This is a genomic window from Microbulbifer maximicatervae (SeqCode), from assembly GCF_052467225.1.
The window spans coordinates 4,918,745-4,936,552 of record NZ_CP174303.1 but is presented as its reverse complement, the minus strand read 5'-3'; the positions used below and the strand labels follow the sequence as shown (position 1 = coordinate 4,936,552).

Below are 17,808 nucleotides of genomic sequence, written 5' to 3'. Positions count from 1 at the left end.
AAGTAATGTGTACGCTGCCCGTTAAGGCACTGATTTCCTTGTGTTGTGTTTTTAGGGGTGGTGGATGGATATGGGCCGAATCAGGAGTGATTCGGCCCACAGATCGATCAGTTGGTTGACAGCTCGGGGCTGGATGTTGTCTCTGCTGTGCGCTGGTGCGTATCGCGGCGCAGCCACCACCAGGAAACAAAGCCGAGAATCAGGTTGGATGCTGCTGTAGCGACAAACAGGCCGGTCATGCCCCACAGGCTGTTTCCAATCCAGGCCAGGGGTAGGTAGAGACCCAGTACCCGCAGGAAAGAAATGACAGTTGCAGGCAGCGGTTTCCCGAGTCCATTGAATGCGGCATTGGCAGACATTACAAAGCCGTACCCGGCATAGCTGAGAGGTACCAGGGTCAGGTAGGCAACAGCGACGGCGAGAACTTCAGTGGAATCACTGAACAGACTTACGATAGGTTCTGCAACAAAGTAGAGAAGCACAGCCAGTCCCGCTCCAAATACCAGGCAAAATCTTGCCAGTACTCTCACGGTTTCCCGCAGGCGGTCGGTCTTTTCCGCCCCGGCGTTCTGTCCCATAAAGGGGCCGACCACAGAGGAAAGTGCGTAAAATACAATCAGTGCCAGGGGTTCTACTCGGAGTGCGACTCCCAGGCCCGCGACGGCATCTTCGCCGTGCACGGCAACGAGTGCAACGACAACACCTCCCGATACGGGAATAATGACATTGGTGAGCACAGCGGGAAGCCCGACAGCCAACACTTTGCGCCAGGATTCGAGTAGGCCGCTCAGCCGCCATTGTGGGGCTGTCATTAGGTGTTCTTTTTTGATGATGAAGTAAAGTGCAGCAATAAAGCTCAGGGCGCGCACGATAATCGTAGCGATAGCTGCTCCCTGGAGCTCAAGCCGGGGAAAGCCGAAAAGCCCAAAAATCAAAATGGGGTCGAGAATCAGGTTCAGTAGGGCTACCGCCACCATAATACGGCCGGTTACCGCGCTGTTACCAATGGCGCGAAGAGCAGCGAGCGCGACGGTCGGGACAATGACAAAGATGGTTCCCAGATACCAGGGGATCATGTAATCGGCAATAAGCGGAAGCATATCGGGGCCGGCGCCCAGCAGCTCAAATAGAGGGCGCATGGTGGCCAGGCCGACTGCAGTAATCACAACAGCAATCAGCAGTGCCAGTACAGATGCGTCAGTTACCAGGCGGCGAACGTTCTTTATATCCCCTGCGCCGTAAACCCGGGCCACAGCCGAAGAAGTACCTGCGCCGAGACCGATAGCAAAGCTGTTTATGGCCATCACTACCGGGAAGGTGAAACTCATCGCCGCCAGGGGGCCATCGCCCAGCTGGGAGACAAAATAGGTATCGGCGATATTAAAGGACATGGCGGCGAGAATTCCCCAGACCATGGGTAGTGCCAGTCTCTGTAAGTGACTGGAAACTGAACCTTCCAGCAGTGATGGGCTGCTTTTTGATAGAGACATGTATAACTCTTGTCAATCCAACGAGGGGGTTGGGAAGTCGGGAATAGTGTTACAGAGCAGGAGTGGTTGCCTGCCGTTCAAGGCCTTGTCGGTAAGGCGGGAATTCCGAATGAGAGGCTCATTCTACGACTGAGTGTCATTCAGAGCGAGACTCATGAGTACGGCGTCCTCGCGCATGCCGTTTTGCGCGGGGTAATAATTTTTGCGTATCCCGTCTTCAGAGAAACCCAGTTTGCGATAGAGGGAGCGCGCAGCGAGATTGGATACCCGCACCTCGAGCAAAATTCGCTCAACTTCGCAGGGTAATTCCGTTTTCACGCTGTTCAGCAGTGCCTCAGCGAGGCCCTGTCGGCGTCGCGCTGGCGATACAGCAATGTCCAGGATTTCTGCCTGGTCAAATAGGCTACTGATCACGCAACAGGCGATAATGTCATCGCCTTGGATCAGGACCCAGCAGTAGTGGCCGGCGCTGAGACTCTGCTGGTATTGGGCTTCACTCCACGGATGACTGTGGGCACTTTTTGCCAGCTGGGCCAGAGATGCACAGTCGTCGGCAAGGGCGGAGCGCAACTGTAGCTCAGTGTAATTTAAATGGGTCATTCTGCGCGGGTTTCAGTCGGGTAACTAGTGCGCAACAGATTCCACAGGGGGCGTTTTAGTTCGGGGGCTCGCAGTAGTTGCGAGAGGCTGGGCATACTAATTAAGCGGGCCTTCTGCCATTCGACAACCTGGCTTTCCAAAGGGATTGGAGTGCAAAAGTCTTGAGCTTCACTGCCCATCAGCCAGATGGATTTAACCGGCATACGAGAATAAGAGGCCTCCAACCAGCTGGAGAATGTATCGAGAGCCTGTGAGGCGTCTTCGGCTGGACCAAAGCGATTTTCTGTTAAAGGCCATTGCAGGCGCTCCTGTTGCCGGGGGAGCTGGTGCCAGTGCAAAGCGCGGAGAATATTGTTGAACAGGGCTTCCAGGGGAAGCGCTGCACCGGGCTCGTGGCTGTCCACGGCCAGGAGTTCCTCCCCAATACGCCAGCAGTTCAAAACAAAAGGTTTAACACTGTGCTGGGGGGGGGCAACAGGAGCTGGTGTCACTGCCACCGTCTCTTGTGGGCGTTTTGTCTGGCCGGTGAGAGCGCTTATTTCATCTAGCACACGGGCGTTGCGCTCCGGACTTTGCACCGGCTGGGTGATTATCTGATCTGCTGAGTGGGGCAGTGGGTTTTGAGCTATTCCACTTGCAACCGGAGGCTGCTGAGTCCCAGCAGCTTCTTCGGCGGGAGGCAGTTCGGCTTGGCGAGGATCGGGTGCGAGCGGCAATACGAATCGGGGCACATAGCTTGGAACCCCAAGTACTGATAAATATTCCGCTCGCTGAAGCTCGTTCACTTATACGCCCTGTTTCTTACTCTCACTGCTGGCGAGCAAGTTTAACGCATCCATGTAGGCTTGTGCTGAGGCAATCAGGATATCTGTATCTGCGCCAACGCCGTTGACCAGGCGGCCGTCTTTTTCCAGGCGCACTGTAACGGACCCTTGGGAGTCTGTTCCCTGAGTGACCGCATTTACAGAATAAAGTTTTAAGTCGGCGCCGCTGTTTACCAGCTGTTCAATAGCTTTGAAGGTGGCATCTACGGGGCCGCCTCCGCTGGCTTCAGTCTGTCGGGGCTCTCCGTCAATGGTGAGGCTGACAAAGGCCTGGGGGGCTGAGCCGATTTTGGTGCGCACATCCAGGTCACTCAGTTGGAATCGCTCTACCGGTGACTCGCCTCCGCTCACCAGAGAGTGCAAATCTTCGTCAAAGATCTCATGCTTCTTATCGGCGAGGTCTTTAAAGCGGGCAAATACCTGCTGGAATTCTTCGGTATCGGCGAAATCTACCCCCAGCTCTTCGTAACGGGCGCGGACGGCAGCCCGGCCGGAGTGTTTACCGAGAACCAGACGGTTTTGACCCCAGCCTACATCTTCAGCGCGCATGATTTCGTAGGTCTCGCGGTGTTTCAGAACACCGTCCTGGTGAATACCGGACTCATGGGCAAATGCATTAGCGCCGACAATGGCCTTGTTGGGCTGTACCGGGAAGCCGGTAATCGACGACACCATTCTCGAAGTGGGCACGATGTGGCTGGTATCCAGCCCTGTTTCTACCGGGTAGAGATCCTGGCGGGTTTGTACTGCCATAACGATTTCTTCCAGGGAGGCATTACCGGCGCGCTCTCCCAAGCCATTGATGGTGCATTCCACTTGGCGCACACCGTTCATCACGGCTGACAGGGAGTTGGCAACGGCGAGGCCCAGGTCGTTGTGACAGTGGGTCGAAAAGATGGCTTTGTCGGAGTTGGGAACGTTTTCGATAACACGGCGGAACATAGCCCCATACTCTTCCGGTTCCCCGTAACCAACGGTGTCGGGAATATTGATAGTGCCGGCCCCTGCCGCGATAACCGCTTCGATGATGCGATACATAAATTCCGGCTCGGAGCGGCTGCCATCCTCGAGGGAGAATTCCACATCGTCGGTAAAGTTGCGCGCTGTTTGAACCGCTTTCACTGCCTGCTGCAACACCGCTTCCGGTTCCATTTGCAGCTTGTATTTCATATGGATTGGAGAAGTGGCAATAAATGTGTGGATACGGGAGGCGTTGGCATTCTTCAGGGCTTCGCCAGCGCGCACGATATCGGCATTGACCGCTCGGGCCAGGCTGCAAACCCGTGATTCGGTAACGGCTTCAGCGACGGCCTTGACCGACTCGAAGTCCCCGGGACTGGCTATCGCGAATCCAGCCTCAATGATATCGACACGCATTCTCTCGAGCATGCGGGCGATGCGAATTTTTTCCTCTCTCGTCATAGAGGCGCCAGGACTCTGCTCGCCATCGCGCAGAGTGGTATCAAAAATGACTAACTTATCTTTTTTTGTGCTCATTTTCGTTTGTTCTCCTTATTTGCTTTGAGGCTAAACAGGGGGCCTTGCCGCTGTCTATGCATCGCTCAAATAAAGTTTGGAATTCTGTTGGGGGTGGGGGAGAGAAAAATTATATGCCGCGCAGGGGCAGTCGTAGCGAGAAAGCTAGGGCAAGAAAAGACTGGCGCTGAGTGATAAATGGAGTCTTCATATACAACAGTTTCCGCATTAGGTCGGATTCAGGGCATTATGAAGCGGAATCAATTGAGAGGTCAATGTATATCCTAATATTGGCGTATTATTTTCTTGTTTTGTTATATTGTTTTCGCTGCTGGCTATTTTTTAGTTTTTACATCCTGTTTTTGAAGGGCTGCCCCACTGAGGGTTTCAATGGGGGCCGCTATTAAAGGGTGGTATCGGTCAATTTATGCAGAAACTGCCACAAGTCTCCGTGTAGTTGCTCTACCTCGCTGCGGCTGATACGGCTGTTGTCCAGCTGTGCTGTCACCCACTCTCTGGCTCTTGGTTTAAGGGCAAGGCCTTCCTCTGTCAGAGTGATCAGGGTTATCCGTTCATCCTGATTGCTGCGGCGGCGCTTGACCAGGCCGTTTTGCTCCATCCGCTTAAGCAGCGGGGTCAAGGTGCCGGAATCCAGCATCAGCCTCTGCCCCAGTGCACTGACGCTCTGCTCTTCTTCCGATGGCGCCTCGGTGTTGGCCCACTCCCACAGAACCATTAAAACCAAATATTGCGGATAGGTGATCCCCAATTCCTTTAGCATCGGCTGGTAGGCGCGGGTCATGGCTCGGGATGCGGCGTAGAGGGCAAAACATAGCTGGCGGTTCAGTGCCAGCTCGCCGGAATCGTCATCACAGACAACCATCAGAGCATACGCTCGATTTCTGTCTCCAGGGATGCCGGTGCATCCTTTGGCGCGTAGCGTTTAACATTCTCGCCATTCTTACCGATCAAGAACTTAGTGAAATTCCACTTAATGCCCTCGGTTCCCAATAGGCCCGGCGCACGTTTCTTGAGCTCCACAAAGAGCGGGTGAGCTTCATCGCCATTGACGTCCAGCTTGGCGTAGACGGGGAAGCTGACTCCGAAGTTCAGTTCACAAAATTCCTGAATTTCCTCATCGCTACCGGGTTCCTGCTTGCCAAATTGATTGCAGGGAAAGCCCAGGACGGTAAATCCACGGTCTTTGTATTTTTTATATAAATCCTCCAGGCCCGCGTATTGCTTGGTGAAGCCACACTTACTGGCCGTGTTAACAACTAGCACCACCTTGTCTTTGTAATCGGCAAGAGTGGTCTTTTGCCCATCAGCGGTTTGCACGGGAATTGAGTAGAGATCGGTCATTGGGAGAGCCTCGACGGTTTGTATTTTGCTAAATTTAGTTGTGCACAACCTTTTTTGCAACCGCTTTATTTGGGAGTAGCCCTTTTGCAGGCTTTATTGTGAGAATGATTACCAATTATATTATGCGCCAGATTGATAAAACCCTTTTGCAATAACAGTAAAGGATTCTCCATGCGCCTCACCTTACACTTGGCCCGCCTGCTAGTGGCGCTACTGGCCATTACGGTTCTACCCGTCCAAGCCCAGGCCTCCGGTCTATCAGAGCAGGAATTGCGCCAGCTGATGCAGATGGCAGAGTACATCGGTGTGGATTATCCGGAAGCGGTGGCAGATGGGGAGATCATTAGTGACGATGAGTTTGCAGAGATGCAGGAGTTCGCCTCGGTACTGATCGATCGCGGCGCACAACTGCAAGAGTCGCCCGAAGCGGCGATGATCCGCACCGAGGCGGATGCGCTGCAAGCGGCGATTCTTCGCAAGGCCAGTGTGCAGGAAGTGCAGGCACATACCGCCAAGTTGCGTCAGGGGCTACTGTCTATCGCCCCCGCGCTATCTTTGCCCACTGCATTGCTGAATGTGGATGAGAGTCGCGCTATCTACCAGGCGCAGTGTATTACCTGCCATGGTATCGAGGGTAAAGGGGATGGCCCCTTAGCGGCACAGTTGGAGCCGGCGCCTACAAACTTCTACGAGTTGGAGCGCGCTGAGAATCGCTCCCTGCTGGGCCTTTACGATGCTATCAGTAACGGTATCGATGGCACTGCAATGACCGCCTTCAAAAACCTGAATGAGCAGCAGCGCTGGTCCCTGGCATTTTATGTTGGCGGCCTGGCTTTCCAAGGTGAAGTGGGGGAGGGCGAAGGCGTTGAGCCGAGCTTGCAGGATATCGTGATGTACAGCCCCAATGTGCTGCAGAGTGATCGCCCGGAACTGTCCGGCGCGGCAGTTACTTCCCTGCGTGCCGACCCCACACCCTTCTTTGCTGGTGAGGAGAGCCTCGGTACCCAGCCGATTGAGATAGCCCGTGCGCAACTGGAAAAGTCCCTGGTGGCCTACCAGGAAGGTAACTACGATCACGCTCGCACCCTGGCTATTAGTGCCTACCTGGACGGTTTTGAGATGGCGGAGAGCTCTCTGGATTCCCTCGACGCCGATCTGCGTAAAGCCACTGAACGGGAGCTGCTCGGGCTGCGCAGTCAGCTGAATGCCGATAGTAATCCCGAGCAAGTCAGGGCTCAGGTACAGGTAATTCTTGAGCAACTGGGGCGCGCCGAATCTTTAATGCAGGAGACAACTCTCTCTGCGGGTGCACTATTTATTGCCAGCTTGGTGATTCTTCTGCGCGAAGGTCTCGAGGCGCTACTGGTAGTGATTGCACTGACAACGATTCTGGTAAAAACCGGTCGTCGCGATGCGTTGAAATTTGTTCACTTCGGTTGGATCAGCGCCGCGGTCGCAGGTGTTGTTACTTGGGTTGCCGCACAGAGTTTGGTTTCCATCAGTGGCGCCAGCCGGGAAGTTATGGAAGGGGTCGCAGCGCTTCTGGCCGCAGTTGTGCTCTTCTATGTGGGTTTCTGGATGCACAGTAAGACCCAGGCGGATCAGTGGCAGCAATATATCCAGAACAGCATTAACCGCAGCCTTAGCGCTGGCGCCCTGTGGGGCATTGCCGGTCTCGCATTTGTCGCTGTGTACCGCGAAATTTTTGAAACCATCCTGTTCTACCAGGCCCTATTGGTGCAAACAGCTTCCAGTCAGTACAGCGCCCTATGGGGTGGCCTCGCTGCCGGTGCGATATTGCTGGTTGTGTTGGGCATTGCCTTTGTGCGCTTCTCTGCTCGCTTGCCTATAGGCAAGTTCTTCTCCATGACGACCTATTTACTGTTGGCGTTGTCATTTGTTCTTGCGGGCAAGGCAGTCGCGGCACTGCAAGAAGCGGCGTGGATTGCGATTTCCCCGCTGCCGGTAAATCTCAGCTTTGACTGGTTGGGTATCTACCCGACTTGGCAAGGTGTTGGTATTCAGGGGGCAATACTGGTTGTCGCTCTGTGGTTGCTACTGAAAGGCAGCCGCTCAGATTCCAGTTCCGCTAAAGCGGCCTAAATGGCCTTCGGGTACCCGCAACTCTGTGGGTACCCTATTTCTTCTTCTGGCTCCCATCACATTATTGTTTGGGCTGTTGTGCTCTTACAATTGGTCGCCTCTGAGTTCTGCAATCTTTCTTCTCAAGTTTTCTCTTTTTGCATTGCTGCCGTCGATCGGTTCTCCTGCGATGATATTGACCTTGGGGAAAAATCGACGCTTTTGTTTTTTGGGAAGCCTCGTGTCCTGTGGGCTGAAAATACTTCCCCAAAGTCCTTGAAGAGCTATTGGAATGACCGGAACTGTAGTTCGCTCAAGAATTTCCTCGACGTCTTTTAAAAAGGGTTGAAGGTTGCCGTCGAGTGTGATTTTGCCTTCGGGGAAGATACACATTATTTCTCCTTTTTTCAGCCCGTCCTCTATGGCCTGTAGGGCAGTTTCTCGACTTTTTGGATCATCACCTTTAAGGGGAATGGGAATGGCAGCATTAGTGCGAAATAGAAAGTGGAGCATTGGCATTTGGTAGATCGACTGATGAGTGATGAAGCGAATGGGGCGCTGTACGGCATCGGCGAGCAGTAGAGGATCTAAATAGCTAACATGATTACTGATGATTAATGCCGGCCCTTTAGTGGGAATTTTATCCAGGCCATCCAAACTGATGTGGCAAAGGGTATGGGTGGGAACCCATAGCAACATTCGCGTTGCAAGTTCGGGTTCTCGTGAAAAAATGATTGTCACAATAACAATATTCATTAGTGCGACTATTACGAAAAATTCAGGAATTCCGATATGAATAAAGTCGAGAATGAAAATGTCGAAGAGGGCGGCAACTGCCATAAAGAATGCGTTGACAACGTTGCTAATTGAAATTACCTGCCCTCGGATGGTTTCCGTGGCTCGGTCTTGGATTACGGCGTATAGAGGGACTGAAAAAATGCCCCCAAAAATTCCGAATAATGCGATAGCGATCAAAATAGGGTAGGAATTGGTATTGAGAATAAACTGATGGACTGTAGCATTGGCAGTGGCATCAAAATTAGCTGCAAGATATCCAAGAGCTAAGCCTGAGGCTGTTACTCCGATGGCACCTATAGGAACAATGCCTAGTTCAATACGCCCCTTAGATAAGCTGCTGCATAGCAGGGAACCCGCTGCTGTACCAACCGTCAGGCTGCAAAGTAATAGGGTAATAACTTGCTCATCACCCTTGAGGATATTTTTAGTAAAGCTAGGGACCTGGGCCAGGTAGGCGGTGGTTAGCATCCAAAACCAAGCGACGGCTAATATGGAGTAAAAAACGGCAGGTGTTTGTGTGGTTAGATGCAAAACTTTTAGAGTGTGAGATATTGGATTCCAATTAACCTTCAGGCCTGGTGTTGGTGGTGGCGCAGGAGGAATAGCAAAGCTTGCTAGTAATCCTAGAAAGGCAAAACCAATTAATGCGAGCGCTATATAATATAGGCCATATTGGCCTGGGCCAGTCATTCCAATCAGGAGGATTCCAATAATAGTTCCTATTAGTGTCCCGCTAAAGGAACCCATTTGGACTAAAGCATTGCCACTGAGTAGCTCGTCACGATGTAAATGCTGGGGAAGTAAGGCGTATTTTGTTGCGCTATAGAATGTGGCGTGAATACCATATAGAAGAATGGCCGCTAACCCCAAAGTATAGTTTTTGGTAAATAGCGCAGTGACACCGATAATGGCGAAAATAATTTCACAGACCTTTAGGATACGTATTATGGAGCCTTTATCATATTTATCTGCTATTTGGCCCGCAGATGCGGAGAGCAAAAAAAAAGGAAATATGTATAGGCTTGAAGCGATATTGACTAGAGTGTTTGCTTCTGTAGCGGCTAGTTGATAGACCAATAAAACGATGAGGGCATTTTTATAGAATTTATCATCCAGCATTTCAAATACGTGAGTGATAAACAGCGGGAGAAAGCGACGTTTGGTAAGCAGTTTAAATTGACTGTTCTGAGTCATGAACAGTTGCCACTTATATGATGGATGATCATTCTGAAAGAGTGTTTTTTATACAGGGTACCGTTTTCAAATGGCGCACCGAGACTGCAACAAAAGCTTCTGTTTTTTAATGAATGCAAACAAATTAATGAGTTCTATATTCAATCCTAGCAGATGGTGCTGGTTTATCGGAGATGTCTGTTTGTGTTTGGTTATAAATTACGTAAATATATATCTAATTTGTTATAAGTAGCGGCACCCTATTCGTTATTAGTTTAATGATCGTCTTTTGTCAATTGCAGATGATTTAATAGTGCTTGAAGCGATTGAGGGGTTATGTCGCTTGCTGATATTGACTTTCCAACTCTGACTTCTGCTTTTAATCTTTGTTTGCTGCCAAAAGCACCTCTGATGAAAATTGGTATTATGGAGATGGGATTGTTTTTTAGTGATTCCTTGACCAGGTTTATTTCCTTCATAGCACTAGTTGAAGATTCTTTTTCAATTAAGAAGCATATTAAATCCCCATTGTGCTCTAAGTGAGTAAAATATTTGTTCAATGTTAAATTGTTTTCTAGGGTATCATCTTTATGGGGTTCGTAGAGTCGGTTGCTCTTACTCAGAATTTTTTTAATTGATTGATTTTTGTTTAGGGCGTTGCTGGGGATAAAGCGGATTTTTCTTGTGGTTAAGCTGCTTATAATAAGCGGGGTGAAAGCATTTGAGTAAGTCGTTAAGATAAGGATGGGGCCTGTGGCGGGAAGATTTTTCAAGTTGTGATATTGAGTGCGCCTGGGTAGATGGTAGGTTAGCCACGCCAAAGTATCGAACAACATCTCTGGCATTTGAAAAAGTAAGAATATCAACATTACCAAATTTAGTGCGGCCAGCAGAGTGAATATCTGAGGAATCGCGATGCCAACAGGACCCAAAAGTCCAATGATGGCAAAAGAGATAATAACAACAAATACGGCATTGAATACATTATTCACAGAAATAACTTGTGCGCGAATTTTTTCTGCTGTTCTGACCTGGATGATTGTGTATAACGGCACTATAAATATTCCGCCAGCGACGCCGATGAAACTCGTGATAAATAGGATAGTAAAACCTCCGTCGCTCTGTAAAAACTGGACGAGGGACGCGTTGGATAGCATTTGATAATTTCCAGATAGGACTCCCAGCCAAAGTGCAGCTATTGTCATACCCAGCCCCCCGACTGTTACTAAGCCCAGTTCGGCACGTCCACGAGACAGGCTTTCACACATTAGTGAGCCTATGGCAACACCAACCGTCAGGCAACAGAGAAGCACGGTGATGATAGGTTCGCTGGCGCCCAACACATTCCTAACAAAGCTGGGAACCTGGGTCAGACATGCTGTGCTAAACAGCCAGAACCAGGAATTGGCGATAATGGCGTAAAATATAGTTGGAGTCTTAACCACCTCTCGCATGATTTTCAGTGTTTGAGTTAGGGGGTTCCAATCTACATTCAGGTCGGGGTCTGAAGGGGCGGCGAAGGGAATTTCCCTACTAATTAGATAGCTGAGTACAGCGACAACTACCATCACCAAACTCAAGTAAAGCAGCCCGGATTTTCCCTGGCCTACATCGCCGGCGAGTAAAGTTCCGACAATAGTTCCAACTAATAGTCCAGCAAAGGACGCGACTTGGGCCAGGCCATTGCCCCCGAGTAGTTCGGACGGTTTAAGGTGTTGCGGTAAAATGGCATACCTGACGGGGCTAAAGAAAGCTGTGTGAGTGGCATAAAGTATCAGCACAATGAAACTTAATACTCGATCATTAGTAAGTAGGGCAATAGCGCCGAGCAAACTGATGAGAATTTCTGCAGCTTTAATAATTCTTATCACACGTCCTTTTTCATATTTATCTGCCAACTGCCCCGCAGCTAGCGAAAAAAGGAAGTAAGGAACGACATACAGGCTGCTGGCAAGGTTGATTAATGTATTGGCCTCTGCCTTCGCTAAGTGAAATGCGAGTAAGACGAGTAGTGAGTTTTTGAATAAGTTGTCATTAAAAACACTACTTAGTAAGGACAAAAACAGTGGCATAAAGCGGCGACTGGCGAGAAGCTTGAACTGATTGCTTTGAGCCATGGTTAGGCCTTCGTCCCTTTGCCATTCTGGAGTAAAGGAATTTTTCACCAACCCGAAACTGGTAGGTGATATGTGTTGTTGCCAGCAGCAAGGTATTGGGGGTCCCGCTCTCAGAATAGGCGATACGGATGATATCTGGTGGAATGTGGGTGCGGCGAGAGGGGTGAGTAATCTACATGCCTGCCAATGAGGCAGGCATATATTTTAATTTGGTCGGGAATAAGGAGGGCTAGCGTTTCTCTCCGCGTAAGCCCAGCACTTGGCGGTATAGAGCCTCTGCCTTGGCACCGGCTGCTTCGACAGGCCTGCCGGCAACGACGCTCACCCGCGACCAAAAACGCTTGGGCAATGTAGTGAAGGCATGACCGCCTTTATGACTGAAAAAGCTTCCCCAGAGACCTTGGAGGGCCATAGGGATTACAGGGACAGGGGTTCTCTCCAGAATTTTTTCTATGCCTGCTTTAAATGGCTGTAGTTCTCCGTCTTTCGTCAACTGACCTTCGGGGAATATGCAGAGAAGATCTCCATCCTTTAGCCCGTCCTCAATGGCTTGAAAAGCCTGTTCATACCCTTCAGGGTCTTTCTGCTTGGAGCAAATTGGAATTGCCCTGCCTGTTTTGAAGACGAAGTGCAAAATTGGAATTTCATAAATGGGCTTGTACATAATAAAGCGGATAGGACGGCGGACAGCGCCGGCGAGTAATAGTGCGTCGACATAACTTACATGATTGCAAGCGATTAGGGCTGGTCCCTCTGTGGGTATCTGTTCAAGCCCTTGGTGCTTTACCCGGTACATGGTGTGGGAAAGGGCCCAGATCAAAAAGCGCATAGCAAATTCTGGCACTTTGGCGAACACAAAAATGGCGACAGCCGCATTCATAAGTGCAATAACAAGAAAGAACTGCGGTATGGTCGCGTCCAGCATATTGAGGAACAGAATTCCAAGTAGCGCCGAAGCCACCATAAAGAGGGCGTTCAAAATATTGTTTACGGAGATAATTTGTGCACGAATTGCCGGGTCGGATCGATCCTGGATCATGGTGTACAGAGGAACGATGTAAAGACCCCCAAACATCCCCAGTAGTACCAGACAACTGAGAAGAGAGTATGCACCATCGGTACTTAGAAATGCGGTAAAGCTGGGCTCATGGAGTTCTGCAAAGTTTCCCCCGACAATGCCCAGGGCGATACCACTTATGGTGAGTCCAGCAGCACCAACAGGCACCAGGCCAAGTTCAATAAATCCACTGGAGAGGCGCTCGCAGATTAAGGACCCAATCGCAATACCAATGGTAAAACTGCACAGCAGTAATGTAACCACTGATTCACTGCCACCTAGGACATTCTTGGTAAAACTGGGAATTTGTGTCAGATAGGCCGCCCCCATTAACCAAAACCAAGATATTCCAATAATGGAGTAGAAAATTGAGGGAGTATTCGCGCTGGCACGGAGTATTTTATGGGTTTGAGTAATGGGGTTAGGGTTTATTTTGAGATTGGGTGTGGGGGCTGGCGCTGCGGGAATTGAGCGGCTGGCCAGATATCCCAGGGTAGCTGCGCCCATAATTACGAGGCCTAAGTAGAGAATTCCCTGTTGCCCATGGCCTGTGAGGCCTGCGAGTAGGCTACCGACAATTGTTCCCGTTAAAATGGCCACAAATGTCCCCATTTCCACCAGAGCATTGCCCCCTATCAGTTCGGAACGCTTCAAGTGTTGAGGGATAATCGCGTACTTCACCGGGCCAAAAAAGGCGGACTGTATGCCCAGGAGAAAGAGCACAGTTAAACAGAGTGCGTTGCTTCCGCTAAAAAGGGCGAAAACTCCCAGTGCACCGATAGCGATCTCTCCTAGCTTAATCCAGCGTATTAACCTCCCCTTGTCGTATTTGTCTGCGATCTGACCGGCGGAGGCAGAAAATAAGAAAAAGGGAAGAATAAACAAACCAGCAGCCAGGTTAATTAGTGCGTTCGCTTCACTTTCCACCAAGCGAAAGGCGATCATGACAATTAGGGCATTTTTATAAACATTGTCATTGAAGGCGCCCAGGAATTGGGTGCTGAAGAACGGCAAAAAGCGGCGGCTAGTGAGAAGATGAAACTGAGACTGGTTAGCCATTGGCAACTCTCTTCTTATTTAAGTGAGCTAATGGTAAGTCATACTGCCGACGGGAGGTATCCCCCGTGATAGTGGGTAAATTGGTACGATAGATTAGGGGTTGTTGGGGGAGAGGTAGAATTGGTTGAAGGGAAACCCGGCCGCGTGGGCGGCCAGGTGAGGGTACCAGTTTACCAGACAGTTACCCGTTCCTCTTCAGGCAGGTACATACCGTCGCCTTCCTTAATATCGAATGCTTCGTAGAAAGCATCGATATTTGGTAGCACGCCTTTCACACGATATTCAGCGGGAGAGTGACTATCTACCTTCAAGCGTCCACTGAGGGCTTTATCGCGCATCTTGCTGCGCCACACCTGAGCCCAGCCCATAAACACCCTCTGATCGCCGGTAAAGCCGTCAATAACAGGTGCTTCTTCTCCATCTAGAGACATTTTATAAGCTTTATAGGCAATTCCCAGGCCTGATAAATCGCCGATATTCTCGCCCAGGGTCAGCTCGCCGTTGATGTGTTCACCCTCAAGCGGCTCGTAGGCGTTGTACTGGGATACGAGCTTGCTGGTCAGCTGCTCAAAATTGTTACGGTCGGAGTCGGTCCACCAGTTGTTGAGATAGCCGCGTCCATCAAATTTACTGCCTTTATCATCGAACCCGTGTCCAATCTCGTGGCCGATTACACCGCCGATACCGCCGTAGTTGACTGCATCATCCGCATTCATATTAAAGAATGGTGGTTGCAGAATCGCTGCAGGGAATACGATTTCATTCATGGCTGGGTTGTAGTAAGCATTCACAGTCTGTGGGCTCATGCCCCACTCATCGCGATCAATCGGCTTGCCCAGCTTATTGCGATCGTAAGAGGACTCAAACAAGTTAGCTGCCAGAACGTTGCCAATCAGGTCATCGGATTTAACTGTCAAGTTACTGTAGTCACGCCACTTGTCTGGGTAGCCGATTTTGGTGGAAAAATTGCTTAGCTTAAACAGAGCCTGCTTTTTGGTATCTTCGCCCATCCACTCGAGGGATTCGATGGATTCCCGGTAGGCGGCTTTCAGATTGTCCACAAGTACAACCATTCGCTCTTTGGCTTCGGGCGGGAAGTGCTTTTCTACGTAGCGCTTACCGACCAGCTCGCCTACAGAACCATTGACAAATTGCACGCCGCGCTTCCAGCGGGGTTCCATCTGTTCGATACCGTGAACAGTGGTGCCGTAGAAGTCAAAGCGCAGTTGTGCGATTTCGTCATGCATGTAGGGCGCCATTGCATTAAGCACTTTGACCTTCAGGTAGCGCTTCCAGGTTGCCAGCTCAGTATTGGCAATAATCTCATTGGCCGCTTCCAGGTATTCAGGCTGGCCGACAATAAAACTATCCGCCTTCTTCAATTGGGCTTTGGCTAGGTAGCTGTCCCAATCTACAACGGGCATTAGCTCTTTAAGTTGAGCAACAGTTTTCTTGTTGTAGTACTTTTCCGGGTCCCGGTTATCAACGCGGCTGCGATGGTGATTTGCCAAACTTTCCTCAAGTTTGAAGATCTTGTTGGCAAAGTCGTCAGCCCCTTTAAGTCCTGCGAGGTCTTGAAGATCAGTGAGGTAGGTTATATAGGCTTCGCGGAGCTTTTTACTCTTCTCAGTGTCTTCGAAGTAGTAGTCGCGATCAGGGAGTCCTAGGCCTGCCTGCCACAGGAAGGTCATGTAGTTTTCTACTTGTTTCAGGTCCTGCCAGATGCTGCCACCAAATGGTACATCGTAGCCGACGGTATCCGCATAGGCGAAGAAATCGGTAAGATCCTTGCGGTTCTTAATTGCATCGACTTTGGCGAGTTCGCCGGAAACAGCTGAGAGCCCTTTTTTCTCGATCAGCTTTTTATCCATAAAGCTGTTGTAGAGATCTCCGATTTGCTTGGCATCGGCGCTCTTAGCTCCTTGGCTGGCTTCCATAATCAGAGCTTTGACTTGCTCGGTACTTTGATCTCTCAGAATAGAGAAACCACCCCAGCGGGACTTGTCCGCAGGGATTTCAGTATTCTTCAGCCAAGTGCCGTTTACATAAGCAAAGAAGTCGTCTTGAGGCCGTACACTGGTATCCATAGCGCCCAGGTCGATACCCGAGGAAAGCTGAACCTGCTCAGCGATAGCTTTACTACCGGTGGAGTGGTCGTGAGCGACAGCAAACAGAGGGAACTGGGCTCCCGCCAGGGTACCGGCAATAGCGAGTGGTAATAGTAACTTTTTCATTTTTGCTCTTTTGGCTGAATATCCGCCGAGCATACTAAAAGCAGGGGGTGAGCTGGGGCAAGAGGGCTGCGCCTAGCCGGGGATAAGTTGCGTTGGAGTGAGTTTAACCAAAAGCCCCGCATCGCGAGGCTTTTGGTACAAGTTGAGTAGCTATTTAATCTGGCAGGCGGAAAGTGATAGGGATAGAAAAGTTATAAGTATCTGTACCTAGCTGCGCAGGGACTCCAGGGTAGGGTCCAGCTCTGCGTACAGCAGCTTGGGCCTCCCGGTTAAGGCTGGCATGACGGGATTCCTGTACCGGTTGGATATCTTGTACCTGGCCTTGAGAATCAATAGTCACATTGAGGCGTACACTACCTTCATGGCCCCGCTCTTGGGCTCGTTTGGGGTAGCGAATGTAGCGGAACGTGTGACGCAGCAAGCTGGAGTGGTAGATCTGGCGTGCCAGAATCATATCAGCCGTCAGGGGAGCCTCTTCTTCCTCTTCCATCATATCTTCGGCATCTGCAGCCAGGAGTGGGCCATCCTCAGGAGGTACCGTAATAAGCTCAATCTCATCCTCAGCTTGTGCTGGAACGGCCCCTTCCGGTTGAGGTCCCTGTTCACTGTCCCCTTGAATGCTATCAGCCTCAGTTACAACCGCTGCTGCGGGAGCGGTTGCGGCTAGGGCTAGAGTTGGAGGCGGAAGATCAGCAATTTCAATAGCCGGTTTAGGTTTAGTGGCTTCAGTTGGCGCCTCTTCGGCAGCAGTGGCCTCTTCCTGGCTTATTTGCTTGAGTTGTAATTCGGCAACTCTCTCGCTTGTTGGGGCCAGGGACTCGAATGTAGTTACCAGGCTACCTGACACTTGGCCGGCGGAAAGCAACCCATCTTTAAAGTCAGTAGAGGGGGGGACAGAACCAATCCAGGCTCGTAGCAAGGTATTGAAGAAGTCGGGATCAGCAATCTCTCCAAGTCGAATACTGTTAAGGGAGATTGTTGTCGAGCCGGTATCGGCGGCGAACTCGATACTCAATTGATCACCGTGAGCAAAGCGCCCCTTAAACAGATTGGCAAAGGTCACCATGTTTTCTGCCTGACTGCTGAGCGTATCTCCGCGGTTGTTAATCGCAATGGCTTCCATCCATTGATTGCGGAGTCGCCGTGCCGGCAGACTTTTGGTGATAACACGAACCTCCAAGCGCCGAGGAATATTGTTATCGAGTAGTGTGCTGGAATCCCGGGTTAGATTTTCCGAGTATATTGCAGCGATATAAATGTCTTTATTAAATTGTTTTTCTAGTGCAAGACCGTTTAAAAGTGGTGCAGCTTTCGCAGTGAGAGCAAATGTAAACACCCAAAAAGAGAGGACAATTTTTATCGATTTCATTGTTCTACGGTGTCTCAGTAGCAGGAGCAAAATGTTCCGCTAAGTAAGAATTCAGGGGCCCCAACCCCAATGCACACAAGTCAGATTAAAAAGTGCGCGCCCAAAGCTTGTGAGAGTACAATGTACTACTCACTACACCTAACTCTACTGTAACTGGAACGGAGTTC

General features: G+C 50.4%; 12 protein-coding genes. 1 reads left to right on the top strand and 11 read right to left on the bottom strand.

The annotated features are described in order from the left end of the window. Positions 1-107 precede the first annotated feature (107 nt). The 6 genes from ACJJIZ_RS21400 to ACJJIZ_RS21375 all read right to left on the bottom strand — a co-directional run bounded on the left by ACJJIZ_RS21400 (position 108) and on the right by ACJJIZ_RS21375 (position 5,752). A complete protein-coding gene (locus ACJJIZ_RS21400; protein WP_444912093.1) occupies positions 108-1,490 on the bottom strand; it encodes an MATE family efflux transporter in 1,383 nt (460 codons plus the stop codon). A gap of 123 nt (positions 1,491-1,613) precedes the next feature. Next, positions 1,614-2,090 (bottom strand): ribosomal protein S18-alanine N-acetyltransferase, encoded by a 477-nt coding sequence (rimI, locus tag ACJJIZ_RS21395; protein WP_444912094.1) that lies wholly within the window; start codon positions 2,088-2,090, stop codon positions 1,614-1,616. Further along, the gene (locus ACJJIZ_RS21390) at positions 2,087-2,875 is read right to left on the bottom strand and encodes a uracil-DNA glycosylase family protein (RefSeq protein ID WP_444914791.1); all 789 of its coding nucleotides are present in this window, start codon (positions 2,873-2,875) and stop codon (positions 2,087-2,089) included. The genes rimI and ACJJIZ_RS21390 overlap by 4 nt, the downstream gene beginning before the upstream one ends. Then, the gene (locus ACJJIZ_RS21385; protein WP_444914790.1) at positions 2,876-4,411 is read right to left on the bottom strand and encodes a 2-isopropylmalate synthase; all 1,536 of its coding nucleotides are present in this window, start codon (positions 4,409-4,411) and stop codon (positions 2,876-2,878) included. A gap of 382 nt (positions 4,412-4,793) precedes the next feature. Further along, positions 4,794-5,273: a MarR family winged helix-turn-helix transcriptional regulator gene (locus ACJJIZ_RS21380; RefSeq protein WP_444914789.1), complete on the bottom strand. Its 480-nt coding sequence runs from the start codon at positions 5,271-5,273 to the stop codon at positions 4,794-4,796. Next, positions 5,273-5,752 (bottom strand): glutathione peroxidase, encoded by a 480-nt coding sequence (locus tag ACJJIZ_RS21375; protein ID WP_282934317.1) that lies wholly within the window; start codon positions 5,750-5,752, stop codon positions 5,273-5,275. The genes ACJJIZ_RS21380 and ACJJIZ_RS21375 overlap by 1 nt, the downstream gene beginning before the upstream one ends. Before the next feature lie 171 nt (positions 5,753-5,923). On the opposite strand from ACJJIZ_RS21375, the gene ACJJIZ_RS21370 reads away from it, so the two are divergent. Next, positions 5,924-7,855: a cytochrome c/FTR1 family iron permease gene (locus ACJJIZ_RS21370; RefSeq protein WP_444914788.1), complete on the top strand. Its 1,932-nt coding sequence runs from the start codon at positions 5,924-5,926 to the stop codon at positions 7,853-7,855. A gap of 84 nt (positions 7,856-7,939) precedes the next feature. On the opposite strand, the gene ACJJIZ_RS21365 is transcribed toward ACJJIZ_RS21370, so the two are convergent. The 5 genes from ACJJIZ_RS21365 to ACJJIZ_RS21345 all read right to left on the bottom strand — a co-directional run bounded on the left by ACJJIZ_RS21365 (position 7,940) and on the right by ACJJIZ_RS21345 (position 17,641). Then, positions 7,940-9,826, bottom strand: coding sequence for an MFS transporter (locus ACJJIZ_RS21365; RefSeq protein ID WP_444914787.1), 1,887 nt, complete (start codon positions 9,824-9,826; stop codon positions 7,940-7,942). Positions 9,827-10,080: 254 nt separating this feature from the next. Next, positions 10,081-11,922, bottom strand: a complete 1,842-nt coding sequence (locus ACJJIZ_RS21360) for an MFS transporter (RefSeq protein ID WP_444914786.1) — start codon at positions 11,920-11,922, stop codon at positions 10,081-10,083. A gap of 229 nt (positions 11,923-12,151) precedes the next feature. Further along, a complete protein-coding gene (locus ACJJIZ_RS21355) occupies positions 12,152-14,038 on the bottom strand; it encodes an MFS transporter (protein WP_444914785.1) in 1,887 nt (628 codons plus the stop codon). 170 nt (positions 14,039-14,208) lie between these two features. After that, a complete protein-coding gene (locus ACJJIZ_RS21350; protein ID WP_444914784.1) occupies positions 14,209-16,272 on the bottom strand; it encodes a M13 family metallopeptidase in 2,064 nt (687 codons plus the stop codon). A 154-nt stretch (positions 16,273-16,426) separates the two neighbouring features. Next, entirely contained in the window at positions 16,427-17,641 is a 1,215-nt protein-coding gene (locus tag ACJJIZ_RS21345) for a TonB family protein (RefSeq protein ID WP_444906431.1), read from the bottom strand. Positions 17,642-17,808 lie beyond the last annotated feature (167 nt).

Coding starts and splice junctions, on each gene's coding strand:
- ACJJIZ_RS21365 (WP_444914787.1), bottom strand. CDS start 9,826: ATGACTCAGAACAGTCAATTTAAACTGCTTACCAAACGTCGCTTTCTC.
- ACJJIZ_RS21375 (WP_282934317.1), bottom strand. CDS start 5,752: ATGACCGATCTCTACTCAATTCCCGTGCAAACCGCTGATGGGCAAAAG.
- ACJJIZ_RS21360 (WP_444914786.1), bottom strand. CDS start 11,922: ATGGCTCAAAGCAATCAGTTCAAGCTTCTCGCCAGTCGCCGCTTTATG.
- ACJJIZ_RS21380 (WP_444914789.1), bottom strand. CDS start 5,273: ATGGTTGTCTGTGATGACGATTCCGGCGAGCTGGCACTGAACCGCCAG.
- ACJJIZ_RS21385 (WP_444914790.1), bottom strand. CDS start 4,411: ATGAGCACAAAAAAAGATAAGTTAGTCATTTTTGATACCACTCTGCGC.
- ACJJIZ_RS21370 (WP_444914788.1), top strand. CDS start 5,924: ATGCGCCTCACCTTACACTTGGCCCGCCTGCTAGTGGCGCTACTGGCC.
- ACJJIZ_RS21350 (WP_444914784.1), bottom strand. CDS start 16,272: ATGAAAAAGTTACTATTACCACTCGCTATTGCCGGTACCCTGGCGGGA.
- rimI (WP_444912094.1), bottom strand. CDS start 2,090: ATGACCCATTTAAATTACACTGAGCTACAGTTGCGCTCCGCCCTTGCC.
- ACJJIZ_RS21355 (WP_444914785.1), bottom strand. CDS start 14,038: ATGGCTAACCAGTCTCAGTTTCATCTTCTCACTAGCCGCCGCTTTTTG.
- ACJJIZ_RS21400 (WP_444912093.1), bottom strand. CDS start 1,490: ATGTCTCTATCAAAAAGCAGCCCATCACTGCTGGAAGGTTCAGTTTCC.
- ACJJIZ_RS21345 (WP_444906431.1), bottom strand. CDS start 17,641: ATGAAATCGATAAAAATTGTCCTCTCTTTTTGGGTGTTTACATTTGCT.